The 24,637-nt window shown below is 71.7% G+C and carries 16 protein-coding genes and 2 tRNA genes; 12 read left to right on the top strand and 6 right to left on the bottom strand.

The features are described from left to right. Nucleotides 1-127: 127 nt before the first annotated feature. Nucleotides 128-3,208: a helix-turn-helix domain-containing protein gene (locus AC07DF_RS12125; RefSeq protein WP_478969695.1), complete on the top strand. Its 3,081-nt coding sequence runs from the start codon at nucleotides 128-130 to the stop codon at nucleotides 3,206-3,208. A 180-nt stretch (nucleotides 3,209-3,388) separates the two neighbouring features. On the opposite strand, the gene AC07DF_RS12120 is transcribed toward AC07DF_RS12125, so the two are convergent. Continuing rightward, the gene (locus AC07DF_RS12120) at nucleotides 3,389-4,594 is read right to left on the bottom strand and encodes an MFS transporter (RefSeq protein ID WP_478969693.1); all 1,206 of its coding nucleotides are present in this window, start codon (nucleotides 4,592-4,594) and stop codon (nucleotides 3,389-3,391) included. A gap of 129 nt (nucleotides 4,595-4,723) precedes the next feature. Here AC07DF_RS12120 and AC07DF_RS12115 point away from each other — a divergent pair, with 129 nt between their 5' ends. Beyond that, a complete protein-coding gene (locus AC07DF_RS12115) occupies nucleotides 4,724-5,302 on the top strand; it encodes a TetR/AcrR family transcriptional regulator (protein ID WP_478969691.1) in 579 nt (192 codons plus the stop codon). Nucleotides 5,303-5,372: 70 nt separating this feature from the next. On the opposite strand, the gene AC07DF_RS12110 is transcribed toward AC07DF_RS12115, so the two are convergent. Together AC07DF_RS12110 and AC07DF_RS12105 are read right to left on the bottom strand one after the other, a co-directional pair. Then, nucleotides 5,373-9,974, bottom strand: coding sequence for a PAS domain-containing protein (locus tag AC07DF_RS12110; protein ID WP_478969689.1), 4,602 nt, complete (start codon nucleotides 9,972-9,974; stop codon nucleotides 5,373-5,375). A gap of 387 nt (nucleotides 9,975-10,361) precedes the next feature. Continuing rightward, a complete protein-coding gene (locus AC07DF_RS12105; RefSeq protein ID WP_478969687.1) occupies nucleotides 10,362-10,877 on the bottom strand; it encodes an SSI family serine proteinase inhibitor in 516 nt (171 codons plus the stop codon). Nucleotides 10,878-11,040: 163 nt separating this feature from the next. On the opposite strand from AC07DF_RS12105, the gene AC07DF_RS12100 reads away from it, so the two are divergent. After that, nucleotides 11,041-11,131 (top strand) — tRNA-Ser (locus tag AC07DF_RS12100). 184 nt (nucleotides 11,132-11,315) lie between these two features. Further along, nucleotides 11,316-11,388 (top strand) — tRNA-Arg (locus AC07DF_RS12095). Nucleotides 11,389-11,449: 61 nt separating this feature from the next. Here the strand turns inward: AC07DF_RS12095 and AC07DF_RS12090 are convergent. Together AC07DF_RS12090 and AC07DF_RS12085 are read right to left on the bottom strand one after the other, a co-directional pair. Next, nucleotides 11,450-11,716 carry a hypothetical protein gene (locus AC07DF_RS12090; protein WP_388058093.1) on the bottom strand — a complete coding sequence of 89 codons (267 nt, stop codon included), beginning with the start codon at nucleotides 11,714-11,716 and terminating at the stop codon, nucleotides 11,450-11,452. Between the two features lie 25 nt (nucleotides 11,717-11,741). Further along, the gene (locus AC07DF_RS12085) at nucleotides 11,742-13,109 is read right to left on the bottom strand and encodes a S8 family serine peptidase (protein ID WP_478969684.1); all 1,368 of its coding nucleotides are present in this window, start codon (nucleotides 13,107-13,109) and stop codon (nucleotides 11,742-11,744) included. A gap of 499 nt (nucleotides 13,110-13,608) precedes the next feature. Here AC07DF_RS12085 and AC07DF_RS12080 point away from each other — a divergent pair, with 499 nt between their 5' ends. Further along, complete coding sequence (locus AC07DF_RS12080) at nucleotides 13,609-15,909, top strand: peptidoglycan recognition protein family protein (RefSeq protein ID WP_478969682.1); 2,301 nt, start codon at nucleotides 13,609-13,611, stop codon at nucleotides 15,907-15,909. A gap of 123 nt (nucleotides 15,910-16,032) precedes the next feature. Beyond that, nucleotides 16,033-16,299, top strand: coding sequence for a LapA family protein (locus tag AC07DF_RS12075; protein WP_478969680.1), 267 nt, complete (start codon nucleotides 16,033-16,035; stop codon nucleotides 16,297-16,299). Between the two features lie 117 nt (nucleotides 16,300-16,416). Here AC07DF_RS12075 and AC07DF_RS12070 read toward each other — a convergent pair whose 3' ends face one another. Continuing rightward, nucleotides 16,417-16,893 (bottom strand): MarR family winged helix-turn-helix transcriptional regulator, encoded by a 477-nt coding sequence (locus tag AC07DF_RS12070; protein WP_478969678.1) that lies wholly within the window; start codon nucleotides 16,891-16,893, stop codon nucleotides 16,417-16,419. Between the two features lie 100 nt (nucleotides 16,894-16,993). Between AC07DF_RS12070 and AC07DF_RS12065 the strand changes: the two genes are divergently transcribed. The 6 genes from AC07DF_RS12065 (at nucleotide 16,994) to AC07DF_RS12040 (ending at nucleotide 24,552) form a co-directional block, all read left to right on the top strand. Then, entirely contained in the window at nucleotides 16,994-17,386 is a 393-nt protein-coding gene (locus tag AC07DF_RS12065) for an HGxxPAAW family protein (protein ID WP_478969676.1), read from the top strand. A gap of 146 nt (nucleotides 17,387-17,532) precedes the next feature. Continuing rightward, on the top strand, nucleotides 17,533-18,405 hold the full coding sequence (locus tag AC07DF_RS12060) for a DUF2797 domain-containing protein (protein WP_478969674.1): 873 nt from the start codon (nucleotides 17,533-17,535) through the stop codon (nucleotides 18,403-18,405). Between the two features lie 186 nt (nucleotides 18,406-18,591). Further along, nucleotides 18,592-19,332 carry a response regulator transcription factor gene (locus AC07DF_RS12055; protein WP_478969672.1) on the top strand — a complete coding sequence of 247 codons (741 nt, stop codon included), beginning with the start codon at nucleotides 18,592-18,594 and terminating at the stop codon, nucleotides 19,330-19,332. Beyond that, a complete protein-coding gene (locus AC07DF_RS12050) occupies nucleotides 19,329-20,936 on the top strand; it encodes a sensor histidine kinase (protein WP_478969670.1) in 1,608 nt (535 codons plus the stop codon). The genes AC07DF_RS12055 and AC07DF_RS12050 overlap by 4 nt, the downstream gene beginning before the upstream one ends. A gap of 14 nt (nucleotides 20,937-20,950) precedes the next feature. Then, nucleotides 20,951-22,384, top strand: a complete 1,434-nt coding sequence (locus AC07DF_RS12045; RefSeq protein ID WP_478969668.1) for a bifunctional glycosyltransferase family 2/GtrA family protein — start codon at nucleotides 20,951-20,953, stop codon at nucleotides 22,382-22,384. Then, entirely contained in the window at nucleotides 22,381-24,552 is a 2,172-nt protein-coding gene (locus AC07DF_RS12040; RefSeq protein WP_478969666.1) for an ArnT family glycosyltransferase, read from the top strand. The genes AC07DF_RS12045 and AC07DF_RS12040 overlap by 4 nt, the downstream gene beginning before the upstream one ends. Nucleotides 24,553-24,637: the final 85 nt, after the last annotated feature.

Genomic DNA, 24,637 nt, shown 5'->3' with positions numbered 1-24,637 from the left:
TCCGCTCCCTGACACGGTCCTGGCCCTATTGGATGAGTGACCCGAGGGCAGTGGAGAGGACAGCGGCGAGAGTCAGAGTTCCGCTGAAGGCGATGGCGGCACGGGTAAGGGCCGTTGGATATGAGGCATGGTCGCAGCGGGCGAGGTAGCCGGCCCCGACGCCGACGAGGACGGCGATCACGATCACAACGGTCCAGGCGAGCAGGATCACGGCGGTCCGATCCGACATGGTGGTGTGTTCCCCTTCGAACGAAACGGGCGTTGGGTCCGCTGCCGAATCTCGCGAAAGCAGTGTTCGCCGTGGTGCGACTGGCCGAAGATGAACAATGACGAACAGTCACACGGCACGGGCAGGGGCGGCGTGGGTACGGACCAACCTCGAGATCCGAAGGCCGCGCTCGCCGAACTGCGTGCCCGGCTGGAGGCGGAACGGGTCGCACAGAAATTCAGCAAGACCCAGCTGGCCGGCCGCGCCGGCCTGAGCCGCACGGTCGTCAGCCAGGCCCTCAGCGACGCGGCGTCTGCCCCCTCGGCGCAGACCGTAGGTGCACTCGCGCGAGCCCTCGCTCTCGAGGTCCGGCCCTTGCTGGACCTGTTGGCCACCGCATCCGGTACAGCCGAGTCCGGTGGTCGGCCGCTGGGGCGGCCGATCTCCGACTGGGCTCCCCTCGACCTCGAAGTCCACCCAGCCGTCGATGTGTTCAGCAGCGGTGAACGTGGCCGGGGTGGCAGGGGACGAGCAGCCGTACTGCCGAGCTATGTGCGTCGCCCGCACGACGACGAACTGGCCGCGGTTGTCGCCTCCGCCGGGGAGGGAGCCAGTGACATGGCGGTGCTGGTCGGTTCGTCGTCGACAGGTAAGACCCGTGCCTGCTGGGAGGCCGTGCAGCCGCTCGCGTCTCGGGGGTGGCGACTGTGGCATCCGTTCGATCCGTATCGCGCCAAAGCAGCCCTGACCGACATCGAGCACGTCGCCCCACGCACGGTCGTGTGGCTGAACGAAGCCCAGCACTACCTCGGCGCCGGCGAGGGGGTCGGGGAGCTGATCGCTGCCGCTCTGTCTTCGCTGCTCACCGACCGCAAGCGTGGACCTGTCCTGATTCTGGGCACTCTGTGGCCGGAGTACGCCGCCGCTTACAACGCTTTGCCCAAACCCGGGATGGAAGACGCGCACTTCCAGGTGCGGCAGCTGCTGTCAGGGCGGCAGATCCCCCTCCCGGACAGCTTTGACGATGCCGCGACCAACATCACGAAGAAGCTGGCAGACAAAGGCGACCGGCAGCTCGCCCACGCCCTGGAACACGTGCGTGGCGGGCGGCTTACGCAATTCCTGGCCGGGGCGCCGGAACTGTTGCACCGCTACGAGGTCGCCACCCCGCCGGCGCGGGCGCTGCTGCATGCCGCCATGGACGCCCGCCGCCTCGGTGCCGGCCCCCACCTGCCCCGCTCGTTCCTCGAGTACGCGGCGGCGGACTATCTCACCAACGACGAGTACGACACGCTTGCCGATCACTGGCTCGAACAGGCACTCGCTGAGATCGGCGCCCCGGTCCACGGCAATCTCGCCCCGCTGCGGCACATTCGCCCACGCTCCACCCACGGGATCTCGACATCCGCAGAGCCCGACCAACCCTCTTACCGGCTGGCCGACTACCTCGAACAGCATGGACACCATCAGCGGCGGATGCTGTGTCCCCCCGCTTCGTTCTGGCAAGCGGCACATGACTGCCTCACCCGTCCCGACAGTCTCGCCAACATCGCTGTCGCCGCCAGACGTCGCCATCGCACCCGCTGGGCCTATCACCTATGGCACAAGGCTGCCGAGGCAGGCAGCAGTGATGCCCTCGTTCAACTCGCCGGCATGCAGGAAACGGCGGGCGACCATGAGGCGGCCGAACGACTCGCACGGCAAGCCGCTGACGCCGGAAACAGCTGGGCCCTGTACCAACTCGCCCGAGGGCGTGAAGCAGCCGGGGACTACGAAAGCGCGGAGGCCCTCTACCACCAAGCACGATCAGCGGGGAACGCCGACGCGGTGCAGCGTCTCGCCGAGCTTCGGGAAAGAGCCGGAGATCGCGAGGGGGCCGAAGCACTCGCCCAACAGGCCGCGGACGCCGGCAACCCAGGTGCGCTCCTCTACCTGGCCAGGGACCGACAGTGGGCCGACGACCACGAGGGAGCAGAACTCCTGTACCGGCAGGCCGCAGAGGCGGGCGGCGGAACCCTGGCTTTCTTCCGGCTCGCTGAACTGCGGGAGAAGAACGGAGACCAAGCGGGCGCGGAAGCCCTGTACCAACGGGCTGCCGATGCCGGGAACATCGACGCATTGCTCCGCCTCGGCAGGATTCGGGAGGAGGCCGGGGACTACGACGGCGCCGAGACCCTGTACCAGCAGGCTGCCAAGGAAGGGGGGACCTTGGCTCTCCTCCGGCTCGCCGAACTGCGGGAGAAGAACGGAGACCGCAAGGGCGCCGAGCAGTTCGCGCAACAGGCAGCCGGCGCCGGCGACACCGACGTCCTGTACCGGCTCGCCAGGGGCCGGGAGTGGGCCACGGATCAGGAGGGGGCGGACTGCCTGTACCGCCAAGCCGCCGACGCGGGCGACCCTGATGCTCTGCTCTGGCTCGCCGGCCGGCGAGAGGAAGCCGGAGACCACGAAGACGCGAAGACCCTGTACCGGCAGGCCGCTGACGCTGGCGGAAGCCTTGTGCTCTTCCGGCTCGCCGAGCAGCGGGAGCGAGCGGGGGACCAAGAGGCAGCGGCGATCCTCTATCGGCAGTCCGCCGATGCGGGTGGGACCTTGGCTCTGCTCCGACTTGCCAGAGAACGGGAAGACGCCGGCGATCACGAAGGAGCCGAGCAATTCGCCCGGCGGGCGGCCGACGCCGGCAACACGGAGGTCATGGCCTGGCTCACCGACCTGCGGGAGAAGAGCGGGGACCGCGAGGGCGCACAGCGTCTTTACCGGCAGGCCGGCGGCATTGCGAATCCTCAGGTTCTGGCCTCGCTCGCCGGCTTGCGGGAGAAGGCCGGGGACCGTGAAGGAGCCGAGCAGTTCGCCCGGCAGGCCGCCGATGCCGGGGATACCAGCTGCCTCGGCTGGCTCGCCGGTGTGAGGCGGAAGGCCGGAACGGGCGACGACGGATTGTGGCAGTACGGGCTCGACCCCGATGGCACGCCCTCTGCCCCCTGGGCTCCTCCCCACTGAGTGTGATCAAGGATTCTGCGGTCGCCGCTTCGCCCAGTCGGCCATGGGCGATGCCCTCCGCATCGCGGAGAGTTGAGGCCGTCTGAACGACCCGGCCAAGTCCTGGCCACATCACATACGCCGGGCCGGACTTCACCCGTACCGCCCGGCGCACCGCGCTTCTTGCCCTACGGAAGGGCCTCACCGCCGTACCGAGGTCAGCCCCCACCCCAGCACCAGCCACACACCGGCCACCGCGCACACCCCGACCCAGCCGAAGTGGCTGAAGGCGGCCCCGCCGAGAGCCGAGGCGGCGGCGCCGCCCGCGAAGCCGGCGACCACATAGGCGGTGTTGGCCGTGGCGGGGGTGGAGGTCGCGGTCAGGGCGAGGGTCTGGTTGGCGACATGGGAGGCGACGAGCGCCGCGTGGATCGCGATCGCGGCGGCGAACAGGGCGGCCAGAGCGTGCCCACCCAGCCAGAACAGCGGCACGGACACGGCCGCGAGCAGATACGCGGAGCGCACGACACGCGCCGCGCCGAACCGGTCCACGAACCCGCCGGCCAGCGGAGCCACCGCACTCGCCGTCAGCCCGAAGAGCCCGAAGAGCCCGGCGGTCGCGGTGGACAGCCCGTACTCCGGCCCAGTCAGCAGCAGTGAGAGCGCGGTCCACAGCGCGCTCCACGCACCGAACATCCCGGCCTGCCGCACGCAGGCCCGCCACAGGTCGGGCGACTGGCGCAGCACCGACGGCAGCGCGACGAGGCCGGCGAACAACGGGCCCTCCCGCCGCCGCCGCGACGGCAGGACGAGCGCGGTCGCGAGCCCCAGGACCAGGGTGAGCAGGGCCGCGCCCGCGAACACCCAGCGCCAGCCGAAGGCCTGCCCGGCCAGTCCGCCCAGGACACGGGCCCCGACGATGCCGGTGAACAGGCCCGCGATGACGGCCGCGACATGACGGGCACGCCGGTCGGCGGGGGCGCGTTCGGCGACCAGCGGGACGAGCAACTGGGGGATGACGGTCGTGGCGGAGGCGACGAACATGGCGACCGCGAGGGCGGTGGCGCCCGGGGCGGCCGCACTGGCGCCCAGCGCGACCGCGGTGACGAGCGTGAGCCCGGCGACCAGCCGGCGACGGTTCGCGATGTCGCCGAGCGGGGCGAAGAAGAGCAGGCCGACCGCATAGCCGAGCTGGGCGACCGAGGCGATCCAGGCGACGGCCGAGGGGGTCGAGCCGAAGTCGTGGGCCATGAGCGAGAGCAGCGGTGCGGCGAGGTAGATGTTGGCGGCCGTGACCGCGCTGCACACGGCGATCAGGGTGAGGAAGAGGCCGGGGGCGGGCGTGCCCGCCTGCCGCGGAGGGGCCTGGCTGGCCCGGCGGGACGTGGTGGTGGTCGCTGACGGCATTGAGGGGGACTCCTTGGAGTCGGCTCTAGAAACTAACTGGTTGGTTGGATAATGGGGCAACAGTGTGAGCCGCCCTTCGATTCCCTGTCAACCAAACGGTTGGTTACCCGGCGCGCTACCCTCTCCCCCATGGCACCAAGGGACCCCGAGGCCACCAAGGCCCGGATCTTCGAGGCGGCGGTCGCCGAGTTCGCCCGGCACGGCATCGCCGGCGCCCGCATCGACCGCATCGCCGCCGAGGCGAAGGCCAACAAGCAGCTGATCTACGCCTACTTCGGCAACAAGGCGGAGCTCTTCGCGATCGTCCTCGAGAAGAAGATGCTCCACCTCGCCGAGGACGTCCCCGTCGTCCCGGACGACATCGAGAGCTGGATCGACCGCGTCATGGACTACCACGCCGCCCACCCGGAGCTGCTGCGCCTGCTCTTCTGGGAGGGCCTGGAGTACGGCAGCGCCGAACTGCCCCACGAGTCCGCCCGCCAGGAGCACTACGTACGCAAGGTCGCCGCACTCAAGGACGGCCAGGACCGGGGCGTCATCACGGACGCCCTCCCCGCGGCCGACCTGCTGTTCCTGCTCACCGCCCTGGCCAACTGGACCGCCGTCGTCCCACAGATGCGGCGCATCCTGGTCGGCGAGGGAGAGGACGCCCAGGACCGCCTGCGCGAGTCGGTCAAGGAGGCGGCGCGCAGGCTGACGGCCCGGTAGGACCGGCCACCCGTCCGCCCGGCCGCCTGCTCAGCCGGTACCGATCCGGTTCAGCTGGTCCCGATCCGGTTCAGTTGGTCCCGATCCGGCTCAGCAGCTCGACGATCCGGCTCTGGACATCGCCGCTGGTGGACCGCTCCGCGAGGAACAGCACCGTTTCCCCGGACGCCAGCCGCGGCAGGTCGGCCTGGTCGACGGCGGCGGTGTAGACGACGAGCGGGGTGCGGTTCAGCTGCCCGTTCGCGCGCAGCCAGTCCACGATCCCGGCGAACCCGGCCTGCCGCTGATGCACCTGCATCAGGTCCATCACGACCAGGTTCGGCCGGAAGTCGCTCGCCAGCGTCACCGCGTCCGCGTCGCTCGCGGCCCGCGCGACCTGCATCCCGCGCCGCTCCAGCGTCGCCGTCAGCGCCAGCGCGATCTCCGCGTGCTCCTCGATCAGCAGCACCCGCGGCGGGTGCTGCTCACTGTCGCGCGGCGCCAGCGCCTTCAGCAGCACGGCCGGATCGGCACCGTAGGCCGCGTCCCGCGAGGCCTGTCCGAGCCCGGCCGTGACGAGGACGGGCACCTCGGCGGCAACGGCGGCCTGCCGCAGCGACTGCAGCGCCGTACGGGTGATCGGCCCGGTCAGCGGGTCGACGAACAGCGCGGCGGGGAAGGCCGCGATCTGGGCGTCGACCTCCTCGCGCGAGTTCACGATCACCGGCCGGTAGCCGCGGTCGCTCAGCGCCTGCTGGGTGCTGACGTCCGGCGCGGGCCACACCAGCAGCCGCCGCGGGTTGTCCAGCGGCTCCGGCGGCAACTCGTCGTCCATCGGCTGCGGCCGCGGCGGATCGGCCACCTCGACGGCACCCCCGGGCCCGTCCAGCGGCTCGGGCCCCTCGGCGGCGTTCTCGTCGGGCGCGCCTATGGCGTACGACCGGCCGCCGCCCTCGGTCAGCTGCGTGAGCCGGGACTGACCGGCGAGGGACGGCTGAGCCGGCACGGGCGCGGACGCCGGGGCGGGCACCTGGGCGGCGACCGGCGGGGGCGTCGACTCGGCCGGATGTGGACGTGCGGCCTGCTCGGGACGTGCCGCCTGCTCGGGACGTGCCGCCTGCTCGGGGCGCTGTCCCTGGTCCGGGCGGGACGCCGGTTCCGTACGCGTGGCCTGGTCGGTACGCGTGGCCGGGTCGGGCGGTGTGCCGAGCTTGCGGCGCCGGCCCGATCCGCCCGGCTGGTGCGGGGGAGGCGTCGCCGTCGGCAGGGGGACGGACAGGGCCGCCGGCTGCTGGACCTGGGCCGCCTGCCGGTTGAACGGCACGCCCTGACCCAGCGTCCGCACGCTGATCGCCCGCCCCTGCGTCGAGTTCGGATCGACGGGCGCCGAAGCCTCCGCGGGCAACGGCTGAGCCGCCCGCTGCGCCTGCGCCGCGCCCTCCGGCGGCAACGGGGTGCCCGGGGCCGGGGTGTTCGGGGCCGGGGTGTTCGAGGCCTGAGCGTTCGACTGCGGGGCCTGAGGGGGCGTGCCGTTCGGGGGTACGGCGACACCGGCCCCCGTGCTGTCGTCGGCGGCGGGCCAGGACTGGGGGGCGGGGGTGCCGCCCTGAGCCGGGGTCCCCTGGGCGGGAGTGCCCTGAGCCGGGCTGCCGTGGGCCGGGGTGCCCTGCCCGGGTGCGGCCTCGGCGGGCAGCGGCTGCCCGGCGGAGGGCTGCTGCGCCGGTGTGGCGACGCCCTGCTGCGGCAGGGGCTGCGCGCCCTGGGCCGGAGGCCGCAGCGCCTGCCCGGGGAGGGCCGCCTGCACGCTGTGCCCGAGCCCGCCCTGCGCGGGGACGGACACACCCTGCGGCTGGGGGACGCTGCCCTGCGGGGCGTTCCCCTGAGGCTGAACGGCGTTGCCCTGCGGCGGCACGGCCGCACCCGGCGCGGCCTGCGCGGCGGCCACTGCGACCTGGACGGGCGCGCCCTGCCCCGGCGGGACCTGACCCGGGGCGTCCTGCTGTGCGGGAATGCCCTGCCCGTGCCCCGCGGGCACGGAACCAGGCGGTACGGCGGCACCCGGCACGGCACCTGCCGGCGCGGCACCAGCCGCACCACCGGGCGCCTGCCCCGGTGCCTGCTCGCCCTGCTGCGGCACCACGGCCCGCCGCCGACGGCCCGTCGGCGCACTGGTGGGATGCGGCTGCGGCGGGGTGTGATCGGCGGACTGGTCATGCGGTACGGCGTCGTGCCGCCCCTCCACGGCCACCCCGTCACCTGCGGCGGCCGACGCGGCGACCGCCTCGGTCCTCTGGCCCTGTCCGGGCTGTCCGGCCTGAGCGCCCTGGTGGGCCGGTTCGTTCAGGGGCGTCTGATCGGCCTCGGCCGGCGGCAGGGCGAACACCGGACGCGGCCCCGCGGCCTGCTGCGCCGCCCGCTCATTGGCGGCGGCCAGCGCACGCCGCCGGCGCCCGGTCGGCTGCTGGGCCTGTCCCGGTGCCGCGCCGTCCGAACCGGAGCCGGCCTCACCGGACGGCGCGGGCAGCGCCGGCGGCAGCGCGCGCTGCTCACCGGCTTCACGCCGGGCCCGCTGTCCGGAGGCCTCGGGCACGCCCTGCGGCGGGACGGTCCCGCCCAGCCCCGTACCCGAGGCGGCGGTCCCGGCCGCGTGCTCGGCTGCCGTGACGACGGCCCCCTCGGCGACACCCTGGACGGCACTCCCCACGCCCTGGGCGGGGACGGCCTCCGCAGCCGCACCCTCGGCAGGACGCCCGCGCCGCCGCCCGGTACCGCCCGACCCGGCGGCCTCACCGGAAACCCGCGCCGGAAGAGCGGCCGGTTCCCCGGCGGTCCGCCTCCTGCGCCGCCCGGACCCACCGGCCCCGACGGAACCATCGGCCTCGTCGCCCTCACTGGGAACATCCCCGTCCAGGAAGGCATCGGTGGTGGCGCGCCGCGCCCGCCGCCGCCCCCCACCCAAGGTCTGCTCACCCGGGGCCCCGGCGAGGCCATCGTCGGCAGCCCCGGCGGCGGCATCCGCGGCAACCGCCCCGGCCCCGCCGCCGATCGGCACCTCGAGGACGTACGCGCTCCCGCTCATCCCCGGCACGTCATGCGTCTGCAGCACACCGCCGTGCGCCCGGACGATCCCCCGCACGATCGGCTCGTGCACGGTGTCGCCACCGGCGTACGGCCCCCGGACCTCGATGCGCACGACCTCGCCGCGCTGCGCCGCCGCCACGACCACGGTGTTGTCCAGATAACCGCCCGCCGACAGGGGCGTGTTGCCGGTCGCGTCGACCCCGGCCACGTCCGCGACGAGATGCGCGAGGGCAGTGGCGAGCAGCCGGGGATCGACCTCGGCCTCGATGGGCGGCGCGTGCACGGCGAACTGCACCCGCCCGGGCCCGATGAGCTCGACGGCCCCGTCGACCCCGGAGGCGACGACGGCGTCCAGCATCACCTTCGTACGGGCGACGTTCTCGCTGCCCGTGTCGAGCCGCTGGTAGCCGAGGACGTTGTCGATGAGCGTCGTGATCCGCGAGTAGCCCGCGGAGAGGTGGTGCAGCACCTGGTTGGCCTCGGGCCACAGCTGCCCGGCGTCGTCGGCGGCCAGCGCGGCCAGCTCGCGGCGCAGTTCCTCGAGCGGCCCGCGCAGCGACCGCCCCAGCAGGGTCAGCAGCTGCTCGTGCCGGGCGGCGAGCGCCTCGTACCGGTCCTTCTCCCGCTCCCCGAGCGCGGCGTACCGGTCCTCGTTCGCGCCGAGTTCCTCGGCGTGCCGCTCGCTCAGCTCCTCCAGCTCGGTGACGTGCTTCTGGCGCAGCGCGGTCAGCTCGGAGGCGTGCTCCTCGGCGACCCGCTCCAGCTCCTCCGCGTGGCGCTTGTCCGCCGCTTCCTTCTCCTCGACGACCGCGTCGTACGGCCGCCGGTCGGTGAAGGTCATCACGGCGCCGACGAGCTGGTCGCCGTCCCGCACGGGCGCGGTCGTCAGATCGACCGGAACCTTGCCGCCGTCCTTGGCGTACAGCACCTGCCCGCGCACCCGGTGCTTGCGCCCGGAGCGCAGGGTGTCGGCGAGCGGCGACTCCTCGTACGGGAAGGCCGATCCGTCGGCACGCGAGTGCAGCACGAGTTCGTGCAGTTCCCGCCCGCCGAGATCGCTGGCCCGGAAACCCAGTATCTGAGCGGCGGCCGGATTGACGAGCACGATCCGCCCGTCGGTGTCGGTCCCGACGACACCCTCGGAGGCGGCCCGCAGAATCATCTCGGTCTGCCGCTGCGACCGCGCGAGCTCCGCCTCGGTGTCGACGGTCCCGGTCAGGTCCCGCACGACGAGCATGAGCAGCTCGTCACCGCTGTAGCCGTAACCGTCGTAGGCCTGCTGCCCGTTCTCCAGATTCGCACTGGTGACCTCGACGGGGAACTCGGTCCCGTCGGTCCTGCGCGCGATCATCCGGGTCGGCTTGGTCCGGCCCTGCGGATCGAGGTGCTCCGGCCGTCGCATGGAGCCGGGGATGAGCTTGGAGTCGAACTGCGGCAGCAGATCGAGCAGCCCGCGACCCACCAGAGCGGTGCCCGGGGTCTCGAAGGCCTCCAGGGCGATGGTGTTGGCGTTGACGACCGTCCCGTTGGCATTGACCAGCACCAACGCGTCGGGGAGCGCATCCAGTATGGCTGCGAGGCGAGCAGCGCCTCGGGATGGCCTGCTGCTCACGAGACGCTTCCTCCCTGTTACCGCACCTTGCCGACCGCTCGGGCCATCTTGCCAACCGTCCCGCAGCGTGTCACGCGAGGGAGTCTAAGGGCTGCGGTTGCGCTCGCGACGCCGGATGAGAGGGAGGTCGCACGCACAAGTGACCCCGAACTGACGACCGAGTAACCGCCAAACGCCCGCCCTCCTGCGACGACGTCGCGGGACCTTCGCGGGACCTTTACGACGACGGTGTTTCTGTACCTTTTGGCCGGACCGGCGGAATGGAGGACGGGGAGGGGCGAAATCCGGACGAGATGCGACGAGGTACGGAGGGTCGTGACGGAGGCGACATGAGGAGAACCGGTGCGGGATGCGACGCGGGTTCCGATGCGTGATCCGCTGCGGGACTCAGGCGCGCTGCCCGCCCCCCATGTCCGGCAGGAGCGGCACGAGCCGGTCCCAGCGGGAGATCTGGCAGCCGTCGCGGCGGTCGTACGTGGCGTCGACGGGGCGCCCGGCCCAGGTGCCGGTGATGTGCGCGGTGGCCGGCCCGCCGTACTGCATGGTGCAGAAGCCGCCCTTCGGGACGGGAGCGAAGGCCTCCTGCCCCCACCGCGTGTCCCGCTCCAGTACGGCACAGGCGCCGCGCGGGTCGGGATGGCTGCCGCCGTCGGGTCCGCAGTACAGCTCGAAGGTCCCGTCGGCCCCGTTCCCGGCGTTCCGCACGGTGACGGTGAGGTGTTCCCGCTCCTTGCTCTTTTCGTCGCCGAGCCCGGCCTGGGCGTACGCGGCCGGGGAGACCGCGGCCAGTGACCCGAGGGCGGCGACGGAGGCGGCGGCACCGAGGGCGAGGCGCCGCAGACCGGGGCGGGGGGTGGTCCGGGGCGCGGTTCGGGCGGTGGCCCGGGAGATGGCAGTCGACATGCCCTGACTAACGCGGCGTGCCCCGGGACGTTGCGCGACAGCCCGAGAAGGCTTTTGCCCTGCGACCTTCCTGCCTAGTACCGTGGGGGGCGATTGGTGACACGGCGCTCGACTGTGTCATCATCGGCAAGCACCGCCTCGCGCTCGCGCGAGGATGTTGCGTGGAGGCGTCGCCTAGTCCGGTCTATGGCGCCGCACTGCTAATGCGGTTTGGGACTTAAATCCCATCGAGGGTTCAAATCCCTCCGCCTCCGCACCTGATCACGAAGCCCCGGTCACTCGACCGGGGCTTCGCTGTCGTACCGCCCGAAACGGCCGTTTCCGCAGCTCACAAGGGGTATGGCAAACGGATTTCACATGGCGGCGGCAGTCATGTAATGTTCTTCCTGTCGCCGCGAGCGAGCCGGAAGGCCCGAGAGCGGCGATAAAACAGAACAAGCACTCGTAGCTTAACGGATAGAGCATCTGACTACGGATCAGAAGGTTGCAGGTTCGAATCCTGCCGAGTGCACACAGGTGAGAGGCCCCGGAGAGATCCGGGGCCTCTTGCGTTTCCGGTGCGTGGCTTGGGTTCAGTCTTCGTCGGGGCGGGGCTGGGGCGGACCGAAGGGTTCGATCTTCGGGTTCGCGTACGGCCCCTGGGCACCGGGGGTGCCGTGGACGCGCTCGGCGACCGTCTCGGTCACGAGCAGGGCGTAGGTGCCGTTGTGCAGGTCGACGAGTCCGTAGTCGGTGTCGACCGCGTCGCGGCCGATGCCGAGCTGACGCAGGGCGTCCTCGAGCGTGGCTCCCGACGGGAGCGTGACCGTGATGAGGCTGGTTGGCTTGTCGGGAGCCATCGGTCTCTCCTCCGGTGCGAGGCGGCTACCTGTGGACGCCGTGCCCGTTCTTGGCGCGGCGGCGCAGCGCATCCATGATCGCCGGTACGTTGATGATGCCGAAGCCGTAGTGGTGGTCGAAGCCGGCGGCGCCGCGGTCGTCGGCCGTCCGCTGCAGCAGGGTGCGAAGCTCGGCCGGCTTGATGACGTTGGCCGCCCACCGCGTGCGTACGGCGGCGACCACGCCCGCGGCCACCGGACAGGCGGCCGAGGTCCCGGAGTCCGGTTCGCCCGCGCCGAAGGCGTGTGAGCCCTCGAAGTGGGTGTAAGCGCAGATGTCCGGTTTGTTGGGGTCGAGCCGGCCGGGGCCCTGCGAGGAGTAGCCGACCCGGTTGCCCCGGGTGTCGACACCGCCGATGGACAGCGCACGGGGGTGCGAGTTGGCGCCGACGATGGGCCGGTCGGGGAACTCGCAGCGGCCGTCAGGGCAGTCCGTGCCGCAGTTGCCCGCCGCGAACAGGACGTCGGCGCCGGCGCTCTCCAGCGCGGTCACCATCAGGTTGAAGGGGTGACCGGGGTTGTCCGAGTAGTTCCCGGGGTGGCTGGGCGCGAAGTCCCACCGGGGCGAGAAGGAACCCCAGCTGTTGCTGACGACCAGGGCCCGCTTGTCGTCCGGCATCGTCTCCAGCACGCTCCACAGGTGGGAGTAGGCCGCCACGGCGTCCGAGAGCAGCCCGCTCATGACCGTCGGGCCCTGCTGTTGCGAGAGCAGGACGGGCACGTCGATCAGCGTCGCCTTCGGTGCGGCGATGAGGGCGTCGAAGGCGCACATGGTGCCGTGGCCGACGGGGAACTTGCCCGGTTTGCCGGTGACTCCGGGAGGGTTCCAGCTCCGTGCCGCGTCGACCGTGACAGGACGGTCCAGTTCGTTGCTCAGGTGCTGGGTGTTGATGCCGGTGTCGGTGATCGCCAGCGCGATACCGCTGCCGTCCAATTCGTCCGCGCCGAGCTCGGCGAGGAAGTTCTTCACGTCCTGCCAGTTGCCGACCGGTCCGTCCCCGGGACACGTGGGTGACGTCTGGATGACCGCGTCGGCGGAGATGCCGACGATCTGCGGGTGGCTGAGGGCCAGCATGGAGAGCCGGCTGGCGGCGTCGTACTCGTGGATCTCTCCACGGACCAGGACGGTGGCGTCTTCCGGCCGCATGGAGAATCGGAGCGGCTGGGTCAGGGACAGCGGGTCCCCTTCGGTCGTGGACGGCACCGGCCTGGGCAGCGCCACTGGTGTGAACGACTGGTCCAGTTCGACGCCGGGCATCGCCCCGGCGACATCCTGAGTGGTCGCCGTGAACTGCGGACTGGCGACGGCCTCGACGACGTCGCGTTCGGGCTTCATCTGGATGAGGACACGCATGGTTCTCCTCGGTGGGGGACGGGATCCAGCGCGCGCGAGCGGCGTTTCGTCCACGGCGGCTCGCGGAGGGTGCGGCTGGGTGGGGAGCCGTTGAGAGGCGATGGGTGGCCTCCCCTGCGACCTGCCCTCGGCCGGCGGATCGGCCGAGGCCGAGCGCGCGGTGGGCAGATGCGGATCAGGCGCCGTTGCCCATATTCACCACACCGATGCGTGACCGCACCTTGATACCCCCGAATGACCTACGGGCGCCCGTCCCCCCACCGTTCTGCCGCTGACCAGCACACCCTCTGAGAACGCCTTGCCGGGAACGCCGTAGGTGAGCTGCGTCACAGGTGTCTGTCCGGCCGTGATGTTCGCGGGGCCGGGGGCGCTGGAAGTGTGGGCCGCCGCTGTGACGGGTGTGCCTCAGGTGATTTTCGTCTGTGGCCGCTTGTCGCGGTCTTCGGTGGGGGGATTCTTCGTGATTCGTCGGGCGTCTCGCGCGTACAGACCGCTGAGCATGAAACGACGGGCGTGGCTGACGCTCGGCGTGGTGGTGCTGGGGGGTGGAGGCGTGGTGACGTACGCGGTCGCCGGCCCGTCCGGCGACTCCGGTGCGCCGGGCCGGGACAAGCGGCCCGGGAAGGTCTACGACCTCGCGCTGAAGGGGACCACGGGCGCCAAGCGGGAGCTGCCGCGTACGGACACCGAGCAGTTCTCGCTGGTCGGCGTCTCCTGGACCGGGGCCGTCAAGCGGCTCGACGGCACGGCGCAGGTGCGCACCCGCGGCCTGGAGAACGGTGAGTGGAGCGCCTGGCGGGATCTCGAGGTGGACATCGACCCGCCGGACGAGCCGGAGGCGGGGATGCGCGGCGCGTCCGAGCCGCTGTGGGTGGGTCCCTCCGACGGCGTTCAGGTCCAGGTCGTCCACGACGACGGCGGGACGGGCTCGCTGCCCAAGGGGCTCGAGGTCAACCTGGTCGATCCGGGCGTGGTGACCGACGCCGAGACGAGGGCGGCCGAGCCGGCGGCGTTCGCTGTCGAGGAGAGCACTCCGGTGGCCACGCCCACGGAGACCACGGCACCCGTCGAGACCACGGCACCCGTCGAGACCACGGCACCCACCGAATCGACGGCGCCCACCGACGGTGCGACCGCGACGCCGACGGACGGACAGACCACCACGTCTCCGGCACCGACCGGCACCGCCGTCACGCCGACGGCCTCGGCATCCGCATCACCTTCGACCTCGCCCTCGACCTCGCCGAGCCCCTCGGCCACCACGCCCACCGCGCCGCCGTCGACCGTCCCCGAACCGCCGATCACCTCACGCGCCGGCTGGGGAGCCGACGAGTCGCTCAGCCCCGACCCGTCGGAGTACAACGCCGATGTGAAGGCCGTCTTCGTCCACCACACCGACGGGGCCAGCGACTACTCCTGCGCCGAGTCTGCCTCGGTCGTGCGGGGCATCTACGCGTACCACACACAGGTCAACGGCTGGAACGACATCGGCTACAACTTCCTGGTCGACAAGTGCGGCACGATCTTCGAAGGCCGCAAGGGCGGGGTCGACCTGCCGGTGCTCGGCGCCCACACCTACGGCTGGAACCGCGAGTCCACGGGCATCGCCGTGCTGGGTGAGTACACCTCCACCGCCGCCTCCAGCGCCGCTCTGGCCTCGGTCGCCCGCGTGGCGGCCTGGAAGCTCGGCCAGTACGGCGCCGACCCGGCCGGAACCGTCCAGCTCACCGCGGGAGCGACCCAGAAGAACTACTTCGCCACCGGCTTCACCCAGGGCGGCAAGTACACCTTCCAGCGGATTTCGGGCCACCGCGACGGCTACAACACCCAGTGCCCCGGCAACTCCCTCTACGCCCAGCTGCCGACCATCCGCACCTGGGCGTCCGGCCCGGTCCAGGGCCTGAAGGTCACGTCGCTCTCCGGAGCGGCCCTGTCCGGCTCGACGTACTACACCAAGGGCGCCGTCACCGCGCGCTGGACGGCCACCACACCGGCCTCGCTCATCTCCGAGTACGAGCTGCTGGTCGACGGCAAGGCCGTCGCGACCGGCTCCGGAACCGCCACCTCCGTCGGCACCACCCTGCTCTCGGGCAGCCACACCGTCGCCGTACGGGCCGTCCACCAGTCGGGCAGGACGACGACCAGCGCCGCGCTGAACGTCGTGGCGGAGACGACCGCACCGACCTTCACCACCGCCCCGAAGCTCTCGCTGCGCACCGGAACCGTCAACACCACCGCCGTCCCGGTCACCCTCGGCTGGAAGGCCACCGACAACGCGGCGCTGAGCTCCGTGAAGCTGCTGGCCCCCACCACGGCCACCTTCGGCCCGACCACCACGAGTTCCAGCCGTACCGCCAAGTCCGGCACGGCCACCACCTGGTCGATGCGGGCCTATGACTACGCCGGCAACTACCGCACGTCGTCCCCCTCCTACACGCCGGTGATCCTTCAGGAGACCTCGGCCACCAAGTCCGGCAGCTGGACCGCCCGTTCCTCCGGCAGCTATCTCGGCGGCAAGTCCTACTCCAGCGGCTCCAAGGGCGCCGCCCTCACGTGGACCTTCACCGGCCGCTCCGCCGCCTGGGTTGTCTCCCGCGCCTCCGGATCCGGTCAGGCGTACGTCTACGTCGACGGCGTGAAGGTCAGCACCGTCGATCTGAAGTCGTCCGCGACGCTCTACCGGCAGGCGATCTGGACGAAGACCTGGTCCAGCAGTGCCAAGCACACCGTCAAGATCGTCGTGGTCGGGACCAGCGGCCGTCCCACGGTCACCACCGACGGTCTCGTCCACATCAAGTAGCCCTCGCCCGAACGATCATGATCACGGGCTCCGGAGCGATCCGGGGCCCGGGGTGTCTCGGTGGCGGGCTACGGGCTGAAAGGGGACGCTGGAGCCAGGGGCAACGTGAGGGAGAGGCACCCCATGGCCCAGACCAGCCCAGACCACAAGGCGAGCACGCCGTTCCTTTCCCGCCCGGGCGTCCGCCGCTTCCTGCCGTTCGTTCTGATCACCGCGGTCGCTCTGATCTTCATCTTCGAGAACCGCGCGAGTGTCGAGATCCGTCTGCTCATCCCGATGGTGACCATGCCGTTGTGGGGCGCCCTCCTGATCGCCTGGGCGCTCGGCATCCTCGCCACGCTCTTCACCGTGCGCCGCCGGTCGAGTCGGCACTCACGCAGGACGAAGTAGCTCTCGGTCCGGAGCCCCGCTGAGATCCCGGGGGCCATGAGCGAACTGGTGGAGCGCTCGGTTTCCGGGGCAGTACGACTGGCTGACAGGCGGTGCCGCGTGCCGGGGAGTCCCCGGTCAGCCGGGGCGGCAGTGCTCCTCCAGGTAGGTCGCCGCCAGGGTGCTCGCGCGGGTGAAGCAGTCGTTCAGGACCGCGATTTCGGCGGGGGAGTAGTCCGCGAAGAGTTCCCTGAGGCGGGCGTTGTACGGCTCGTAGACCTCGAGGACCCGGGCGACCGCGTCCGGTCGGGCGGCTACGCGGATGCGGCGGCGGTCGGTCGGGTCGGGGCGGCGGGTGATGAAGCCGGCGCGTTCCAGGCGGTTGAGGATGCCGGTGACCGCGCCGGTCGTGACGTGGACGCGGGCGGCCAGGTCGCCCGCGGTGAGGAGGTTCTCGCCGGCCTCCATCACATAGGCGAAGCAGGTGAGGTCGGTCACGTTCATGCCGACCTGCTGGGCGATCTCGTGCTGTCCGACCAGGTGGGTCGCGATGAGGTGGTCCATCGCCGACAGTGCCTGCTCCGGCGTGGCGGCCGGACGCGGCTTGGCTTGCATTCCCAATTCCCTTAGTTCGTGAGATGTTTGGGCCTTAAACGGCTTGATGGTAAGGGGTTCGGGGGCTCCCCCGGGTCCATGTGTGATGAGGGGGCAGCGCGTGAGCGCACATCAGTATGACCACGGGCACACGTTCGCGGGGTGGGTCGGATGCGCGATCGGCAGCGTCGCGGCCGCTGTGGCGGGAGCCGGGGTCGTCATGGTCTCGGGTTTGCTGATCGCCGGTGGGGTGGCGATCGGGATCGTGGCTCTGCTCGTCACCTGGGCGCTGCACCTCTCCGGGTGGGGGAAGGGCCCCGGCCTCCGGCCTCGGGAGGAGTGGGGCTGGCGGGTGCGGGACTCGTCGGCGGCGGGTGGGCACGACGAGTGCCTGGGGTGCCGGCTGGCCGGGCGGCGGCGTCGGCCGGCCCAGCTGGGTGCCGCGGTGCCGGTGCGCGCGGGCGGGGAGCCGGAGGCGGCCGCTGCCGCCGTCGGGGCCGATTCCGCGCGGTGAACCCATTCCGCGCGGTGAACCCATTCCGCGCGGTGAACCCATTCCGCGCCTGAACCCTTGCTCGGCGTTTCGCCACAGCCCGCCTTGACCGTCCCGGCCGGGCGCCACCGGGCCGTTGTCAGTGGTGCCCTCTAGTCTCGGCAGGGATGGCACAGGCATGGAAGTGCTCGGGGCTGCGATGGTCGGCGGACGGTCCCGTGCTGGTGTGGGACGGTGGGCGGCGCAGTGCGCTGACCTGGGGGAAACGCGTGGCCTTCGGGGTCGCGGAGGGGGGCGTGCGGACATGTGTGGGGGCTCGGGGGCATGCGTGTCCGGCGCGGGTGGCCGTGCCGGGGCGGAGTTCGGGGGCGCGGTGCGAGGAGTGTGCGCGGCTGGACCGGGCGCACTCCGTGGCCGCCGACACGATCGCGGACGATCCCCGGCCGTATCACGTATATCTGGCGTGGTTCGGGCCCGGCATGACCAAGGTCGGGATCACCGCGGTGGAGCGGGGCTCGGCCCGGCTGCTGGAGCAGGGTGCCGTCTGCTTCAGCTGGCTGGGTGCCGGGCCGCTCATGGCCGCGCGGCGTACCGAGGAGCTGCTGCGGGCCGCGCTGGGGGTGCCCGACCGGATTCCGTACGCCGAGAAGCGGGCCGTGCGGTCCGCGTTGCCGGAGGCTTTTGCCGATCGGGCCGGTGAGGTCGCCGGGTTGCATGCGCGGGCGGTGGCGCTCGGGGGGTGGCCGGAGTCGTTGATGCCTGAGCCGCTGCGGGTTGTCGATCATGTCGATGTGTTCGGGCTCGCGGGGTTGCCCGGCGCCGTCGGGGTCGTGAGCGAGCTCGTGGCCGGTGGGGTCGTGAGCGGGGAGCTCGTGGCTGCCGCCGGGCCCGATCTGCATCTGGCCACCGGGGGCGGGGTCGTCGTGCTCGACACGCGGCTGATGACCGGGTGGGAGCTGGTGACCGCCGAGGGTGCGGAACTGACCGTTCCAGTGCGGGAGTTCAAGGAGGAGGCGGGAGTGCAGGACGGGTTGTTCTGACCCGCCCGACCTGATCCGCCCAGCGGACCCACAGCTTCCCGCACACCCCTCACAGCGGCTCCCACCGCCCTCACCCCACCCAACTCCGGTATTCCCAGGTGTTCCCTATGAACCGCCTGTGTGTTTCTCAGGGAATTCACAGGTTGCCGAAAGGGTGCTCTCAGAGGTCCCCGACATCGTGTTCACATGACCATGACCTCGCCCCAGGGGCGCACCGAACTGCTGAGGCCGGACGGGAGCCCCGTCCGCGTGCTCGTGGTGGACGACGAGCTGTCGATCACCGAGCTGCTGTCCATGGCCCTGCGCTATGAGGGATGGCAGATCCGGAGCGCGGGGGACGGCCAGGGCGCCGTCCAGACCGCGCGCGACTTCCGGCCCGACGCCGTCGTGCTCGACATGATGCTGCCCGACATGGACGGGCTGGCGGTTCTCGGGCGGCTGCGGCGGGAGCTGCCGGACGTGCCCGTGCTCTTCCTCACCGCCAAGGACGCCGTCGAGGACCGGATCGCCGGGCTGACGGCCGGCGGCGACGACTACGTCACCAAGCCGTTCAGCCTCGAAGAGGTCGTCGCCCGGCTGCGCGGGCTGATACGCCGGTCCGGTGCCGCCGACCGGCGCTCCGACTCCACGCTGGTCGTCGGCGACCTCACCCTCGACGAGGACAGCCACGAAGTGACCCGGGCCGGTGAGAACATCCACCTGACCGCCACCGAGTTCGAGCTGCTGCGGTTCCTGATGCGCAATCCGCGGCGCGTGCTCAGCAAGGCGCAGATCCTGGACCGCGTGTGGTCGTACGACTTCGGCGGGCAGGCCAATGTCGTCGAGCTCTACATCTCGTATCTGCGGCGGAAGATCGACGCCGGGCGCGAGCCGATGATCCACACGCGGCGCGGTGCCGGTTACCTGATCAAGCCCGCGGTGTCATGAGCGGTCGGCGACGGACGCGTACGCGGCAGAGAGCGGGCAAGCAGGCGCGAGCGGGCAAGCCGCGCACTCTGCGGACGCGACTCGTCGTCGCGTCCGTGGTGCTGATCGCCGTGGTGTGTGCGGTGATCGGCACCGTGACGACGCTCGCGCTCAGGTCGCATCTGTACGAGCAGTTGAACGGACAGGTCGTGGACGTCGGCAAGCGGCTGTCGGGACCCATGAAACCCGGGGGCGGAAACGACCCCGACCCGAAGGACAGGATCACGGGCTTCGTCGAGGGACCGGCGGAGCCGAAGACCATCGCCGCCGAGGTCGGCGTCGACGGCGAAGTCGCCCAGGCGGTTCGCGCCGAGGACTCCGAGGAGAACGGCCCCTTCCAGCGGAACACGGCCGTCGACCTCACCGACGAGCAGAAGGCCGCCCTCGCCGAGGTGCCGAAGACGCACCGTATGTACACCGTCGACATCCCCGGCCTCGGCGAGTACCGCGTGCAGTACGTCACCGAAGTCGACGGCAGCGGCAGCTACTACGTCGCCCTGCCCACCGAGTCCGTCAACACCACCATCAACACCCTCATCCTCGTCGAGGTGAGCGTCACCGGTGCCGGACTGGTCGCCGCCGCCATCGCCGGCTCCGTGCTGATCGGCGTGGCCACCCGCCCCCTGCGCCGAGTCGCCGCCACCGCCACCCGGGTCTCCGAACTGCCCCTGCACACCGGCGAGGTGAACCTCAGCGAGCGCGTCCCCGACTCCGAGACCGACCCGCACACCGAGGTCGGACAGGTTGGTGCCGCGCTCAACCGGATGCTCGACCATGTCCACGGGGCGCTGCACGCACGGCAGCAGAGCGAGACGCGGGTCCGGCAGTTCGTCGCCGACGCCAGTCACGAGCTGCGCACTCCCCTCGCCTCCATCCGCGGGTACGCCGAGCTGACCAGACGCGGTAGAGAGGACGTCGGGCCCGACACCCGGCACGCGCTCGGGCGGATCGAGTCCGAGGCGGGGCGGATGACGCTCCTCGTCGAGGATCTGCTGCTGCTCGCCCGGCTCGACGCGGGGCGGCCGCTCCAGTTCGAGCAGACCGACCTCGTACCGCTCGTCGTGGACACCATCAGCGACGCCCGTGCCGCCGGCCAGGACCACAACTGGCGCCTGGACCTGCCCGACGAGCCCGCGCTCGTGTCGGCGGACGCGGCCCGGCTGCAACAGGTCCTCGTCAACCTGCTCGGCAACGCGCGCAACCACACACCGGCCGGCACGACCGTCACCGCGCGGGTGCGGCGGCGCGGGCCCTGGCTGTGCGTGGACGTCGAGGACAACGGGCAGGGCATTCCGGCCGAGTTGCTCCCGCATGTCTTCGAACGGTTCGCGCGCGGCGACTCCGCGCGTTCCCGCAGCACCGGATCGACGGGTCTGGGCCTCGCCATCGTGCAGGCCGTGGCGACCGCGCACGGCGGTGCCGTGACCGTCGACAGCGTGCCCGGGCGGACCGTCTTCACGGTGCGCCTGCCCGCGGTCCCGGCCCGGCCGCAGCCGGAAATGAGCTGGCAGCAGCACTCACAGGCACGCCACAGCGTCACCACATCGGTACAACAGGGCGCCTGACGAAAGTCGGTTCCATGCGAACCGATTCTTCTCCCGGCACCCTGCCGGCGCGGGAGCACCTCCCGGCCGCGCCAGCCGGTACGCCTGTCCTGGACGTAGTGATCCCCGTCTACAACGAGGAGAAGGACCTCCAGCCGTGCGTCCGCAGACTCCACGAGCACCTCGTGAGGACGTTCCCGTACGCGTTCCGCATCACGATCGCGGACAACGCCTCCACGGACACCACCCCGCAGGTGGCGGCGCGGCTGGCGGCGGAGATTCCCGAGGTCACCCTCTCCCGGCTGGAGCAGAAGGGCCGCGGCCGGGCGCTGCGGGCCGTCTGGTCGGCCTCCGACGCCCCCGTCCTCGCCTATATGGACGTGGATCTGTCCACCGACCTCAACGCCCTGCTCCCGCTGGTGGCGCCGCTGATCTCCGGCCACTCGGACCTCGCGATCGGCTCCCGGCTCGCCCGTAGCTCGCGTGTGGTGCGCGGCCCCAAGCGGGAGTTCATCAGCCGGGCCTACAACCTCATCCTGCGCGGCTCGCTCCAGGCCCGCTTCTCGGACGCCCAGTGCGGGTTCAAGGCGATCCGCCGGGACGTGGCGCAGGTGCTGCTGCCGCTCGTCGAGGACACCGGCTGGTTCTTCGACACCGAGATGCTGGTGCTCGCCGAGCGCGCCGGGCTCCGTATCCACGAGGTGCCGGTCGACTGGGTCGACGACCCCGACTCGACCGTGCACATCGTCAAGACCGCGACCGACGACCTCAAGGGCGTGTGGCGGATCGGCAGGGCCCTGGCCACCGGCTCGCTGCCGCTGGACCGGATCGCCCGGCCGTTCGGCGACGACCCGCGCGACCGCGAGATCAAGGACGTACCCAAGGGCCTGGCCCGCCAGCTCGTCGGATTCTGCGTGGTCGGCGCCCTGTCCACCCTTTTCTACCTGCTCCTCTACAGCGGCTTCCGCCTCTTCACCGGCTCCCAGGTCGCCAACGCGCTCGCCCTGCTGGTCTCGGCGGTCGCCAACACGGCGGCCAACCGGCGGCTCACCTTCGGGGTGCGCGGGCGGGGCGGGGCCGTGCGGCACCAGGCCCAGGGCCTGGTCGTCTTCGGTATCGGACTCGCCCTGACCAGCGGCTCGCTCGCCGCGCTCAACGCCGCGACGTCCGAGCCCGCGCACTCCACGGAACTGGCGGTGCTCATCGCCGCCAACCTCGCGGCGACCGTGCTGCGCTTCCTGCTCTTCCGGGCGTGGGTGTTCCCGGACCGGCGCGACGGCGACCAGCCGGTGGTCGCCTCGCCCACCCCGTCCGCGCCGACCTGCACGACCGTGCGGTACAGCGACTACGGCCCGCTCCCCCAGCGCACCCCCCGGTACCCGCACGGCACCGCCCAGTGGGGGAGGGACGCCACCATCCAGCTCCAGCCGGTGCACCCGAACGACACCGACCCGAGGAACTCCCGATGACGATCCACTACGACCAGCAGACCGCCGGCAGAGACACGAGTCCCGGCACCTGGACCCGCCCCCCGGCACCCGAACCCACCGCACCGGCCACCGGCGACCCCAGGCGGCCCTTCGCGCAGCGGCTCTGGCACGGCCGCCCCGAGGACCCCCGCTGGGCCCGCCCGGCCTTCCTCGGCCTGCTCCTGGTGACCGCCGCGCTCTACCTCTACAACCTGAGCGCCTCCGGCTACGCCAACTCCTTCTACTCGGCGGCTGTCCAGGCCGGCAGCCAGTCCTGGAAGGCGTTCTTCTTCGGCTCGCTGGACGCGGCCAATGCCATCACCGTCGACAAGCCCCCGGCCGCGCTGTGGCCGATGGCCCTGTCGGTGCGGCTCTTCGGCCTCAGCTCCTGGGCGATCCTGGTCCCCGAGGTCCTCATGGGCGTCGGCACGGTCGCCGTCGTGTACGCGGCGGTGCGCCGCCGGTTCAGCCCCGGGGCCGGTCTGATCGCGGGCGCGGTGCTCGCGCTCACCCCCGTCGCGGCGCTGATGTTCCGCTTCAACAACCCGGACGCGATGCTCGCGCTGCTGATGGCCGCCGCCTGCTACCTGGTGATCCGGGCGCTGGAGGACGGCCGTACCAAGTGGCTGCTGTGGGCCGGTGCCGCGATCGGCTTCGCCTTCCTCGCCAAGACCCTCCAGGCCTTCCTGGTCCTCCCGGCACTGGCGCTGGTCTATGGCGTCTGCGCCCCGGTGACGGTGCGGAAGCGGATCGGCCAGCTCGCGGCGGCCCTCGTCGCGATCGTCGTCTCCGGCGGCTGGTGGGTCGCGATCGTCGAGCTGTGGCCCGCGTCGTCCCGCCCGTACATCGGCGGCTCGCAGAACAACAGCTTCCTGGAACTGACCTTCGGCTACAACGGCCTGGGCCGCCTCAACGGCGACGAGACCGGCAGCGTCGGTGGCGGCGGCGGGGGCGGCAACGGCGGCGGCGCCTGGGGCGAGACCGGCTGGGACCGGATGTTCAGCTCCTCCATCGGCGGCCAGATCTCCTGGCTGATCCCGGCCGCGCTGATCCTGCTGGTCGCCGCCCTGGTCGCCACCCGCAAGGCCCGCAGGACCTCGGCGACGCGCGGTGCGTTCCTGGTCTGGGGCGGCTCGCTGCTGATCACCATGGTGGTCTTCAGCTATATGCAGGGCATCTTCCACGAGTACTACACGGTGGCCCTCGCCCCCTACATCGCCCCGCTGATCGGCATGGGCGCGGCGCTGCTCTGGGAGAAGCGCGACAAGGCGTGGGCGTCGCTGACCCTGGCGGCCGCGATGACGGCCACAGCGGCCTGGGGATACGTCCTGCTCAACCGCTCCTCCGACTATCTGCCGTGGCTGAAGTGGCTCGTCCTGGTCGGTGGTCTGACCTCGGCGCTCGGGCTGATCTTCGCCGGGCGGCTGGGCCGTCGACTGGCCCTGGGAGCCGCGGGGCTCGGCCTCGTCGCCGCGCTGGCCGGTCCGGCGGCGTACACCCTCACCACACTGAACGAGGGGCACTCCGGCTCGATCGTCACGGCGGGCCCGGCGGTCGCGGGCGGCCGGGGAGGCCCCGGCGGTGGCGGCGGCATGGGCGGCGGCCCGGGCGGGGGCGGCATGCCCGGCCAGAACAACCAGCAGGGCGGCCAGAACCAGCAGAACGGGAACGGCTTCCCGGGCGGCGGCTTCCCGGGCGGCGGCCAGAACCAGCAGAACCAGCCAAACCAGCAAGGCCGGCAGAACCAGCAGAACGGCGACGGCCGCATGGGCGGCATGGGCGGTGGCGGCATGGGCGGCCTGCTCAACGGCGCCAGCGTCAGCACCGAGGCCAAGGAGCTGCTGGGGAAGAACGCGGGTGACTACACCTGGGTCGCGGCGGCCATAGGCGCCCAGAACGCCGCGAGTTACCAGCTGTCCACCGGCGACCCGGTGATGGCCATCGGCGGCTTCAACGGCACGGACCCGTCCCCGACCCTGGCCCAGTTCAAGCAGTACGTGGCGGAAGGAAAGATCCACTACTTCATCAGCTCGGGCAGCGGCGGCGGCATGGGCGGCAGCAGCGACGGTACGTCCTCCCAGATCACCTCCTGGATCGAGTCCACCTTCAAGAAGGTCACGGCCGGCTCGGCCACCTTCTACGACCTCACCCAGAAGGCGAGCGGCTGACGGTCCCCTGGGGACGGCCGGGTACGGCGCAGGGCGGTGGCCGAGTGCCACCGCCCTTCGCCCTATCTCTGTTGTACGCCGTATG

It is taken from the genome of Streptomyces sp. NPDC044719 (genome assembly GCF_056433405.1).
Note: the sequence above shows the minus strand (reverse complement) of the source record. Positions and strands in the feature narration are given on the sequence as shown.

Bases quoted from the DNA above. Each gene is read 5' to 3' on its own strand.
- AC07DF_RS12125 (WP_478969695.1), top strand. From the start codon at position 128: ATGGTCGCAGCGGGCGAGGTAGCCGGCCCCGACGCCGACGAGGACGGC.
- AC07DF_RS12120 (WP_478969693.1), bottom strand. From the start codon at position 4,594: ATGCCGTCAGCGACCACCACCACGTCCCGCCGGGCCAGCCAGGCCCCT.
- AC07DF_RS12115 (WP_478969691.1), top strand. From the start codon at position 4,724: ATGGCACCAAGGGACCCCGAGGCCACCAAGGCCCGGATCTTCGAGGCG.
- AC07DF_RS12105 (WP_478969687.1), bottom strand. From the start codon at position 10,877: ATGTCGACTGCCATCTCCCGGGCCACCGCCCGAACCGCGCCCCGGACC.
- AC07DF_RS12090 (WP_388058093.1), bottom strand. From the start codon at position 11,716: ATGGCTCCCGACAAGCCAACCAGCCTCATCACGGTCACGCTCCCGTCG.
- AC07DF_RS12085 (WP_478969684.1), bottom strand. From the start codon at position 13,109: ATGCGTGTCCTCATCCAGATGAAGCCCGAACGCGACGTCGTCGAGGCC.
- AC07DF_RS12080 (WP_478969682.1), top strand. From the start codon at position 13,609: ATGAAACGACGGGCGTGGCTGACGCTCGGCGTGGTGGTGCTGGGGGGT.
- AC07DF_RS12075 (WP_478969680.1), top strand. From the start codon at position 16,033: ATGGCCCAGACCAGCCCAGACCACAAGGCGAGCACGCCGTTCCTTTCC.
- AC07DF_RS12070 (WP_478969678.1), bottom strand. From the start codon at position 16,893: ATGCAAGCCAAGCCGCGTCCGGCCGCCACGCCGGAGCAGGCACTGTCG.
- AC07DF_RS12060 (WP_478969674.1), top strand. From the start codon at position 17,533: ATGGCACAGGCATGGAAGTGCTCGGGGCTGCGATGGTCGGCGGACGGT.
- AC07DF_RS12055 (WP_478969672.1), top strand. From the start codon at position 18,592: ATGACCATGACCTCGCCCCAGGGGCGCACCGAACTGCTGAGGCCGGAC.
- AC07DF_RS12050 (WP_478969670.1), top strand. From the start codon at position 19,329: ATGAGCGGTCGGCGACGGACGCGTACGCGGCAGAGAGCGGGCAAGCAG.
- AC07DF_RS12045 (WP_478969668.1), top strand. From the start codon at position 20,951: ATGCGAACCGATTCTTCTCCCGGCACCCTGCCGGCGCGGGAGCACCTC.
- AC07DF_RS12040 (WP_478969666.1), top strand. From the start codon at position 22,381: ATGACGATCCACTACGACCAGCAGACCGCCGGCAGAGACACGAGTCCC.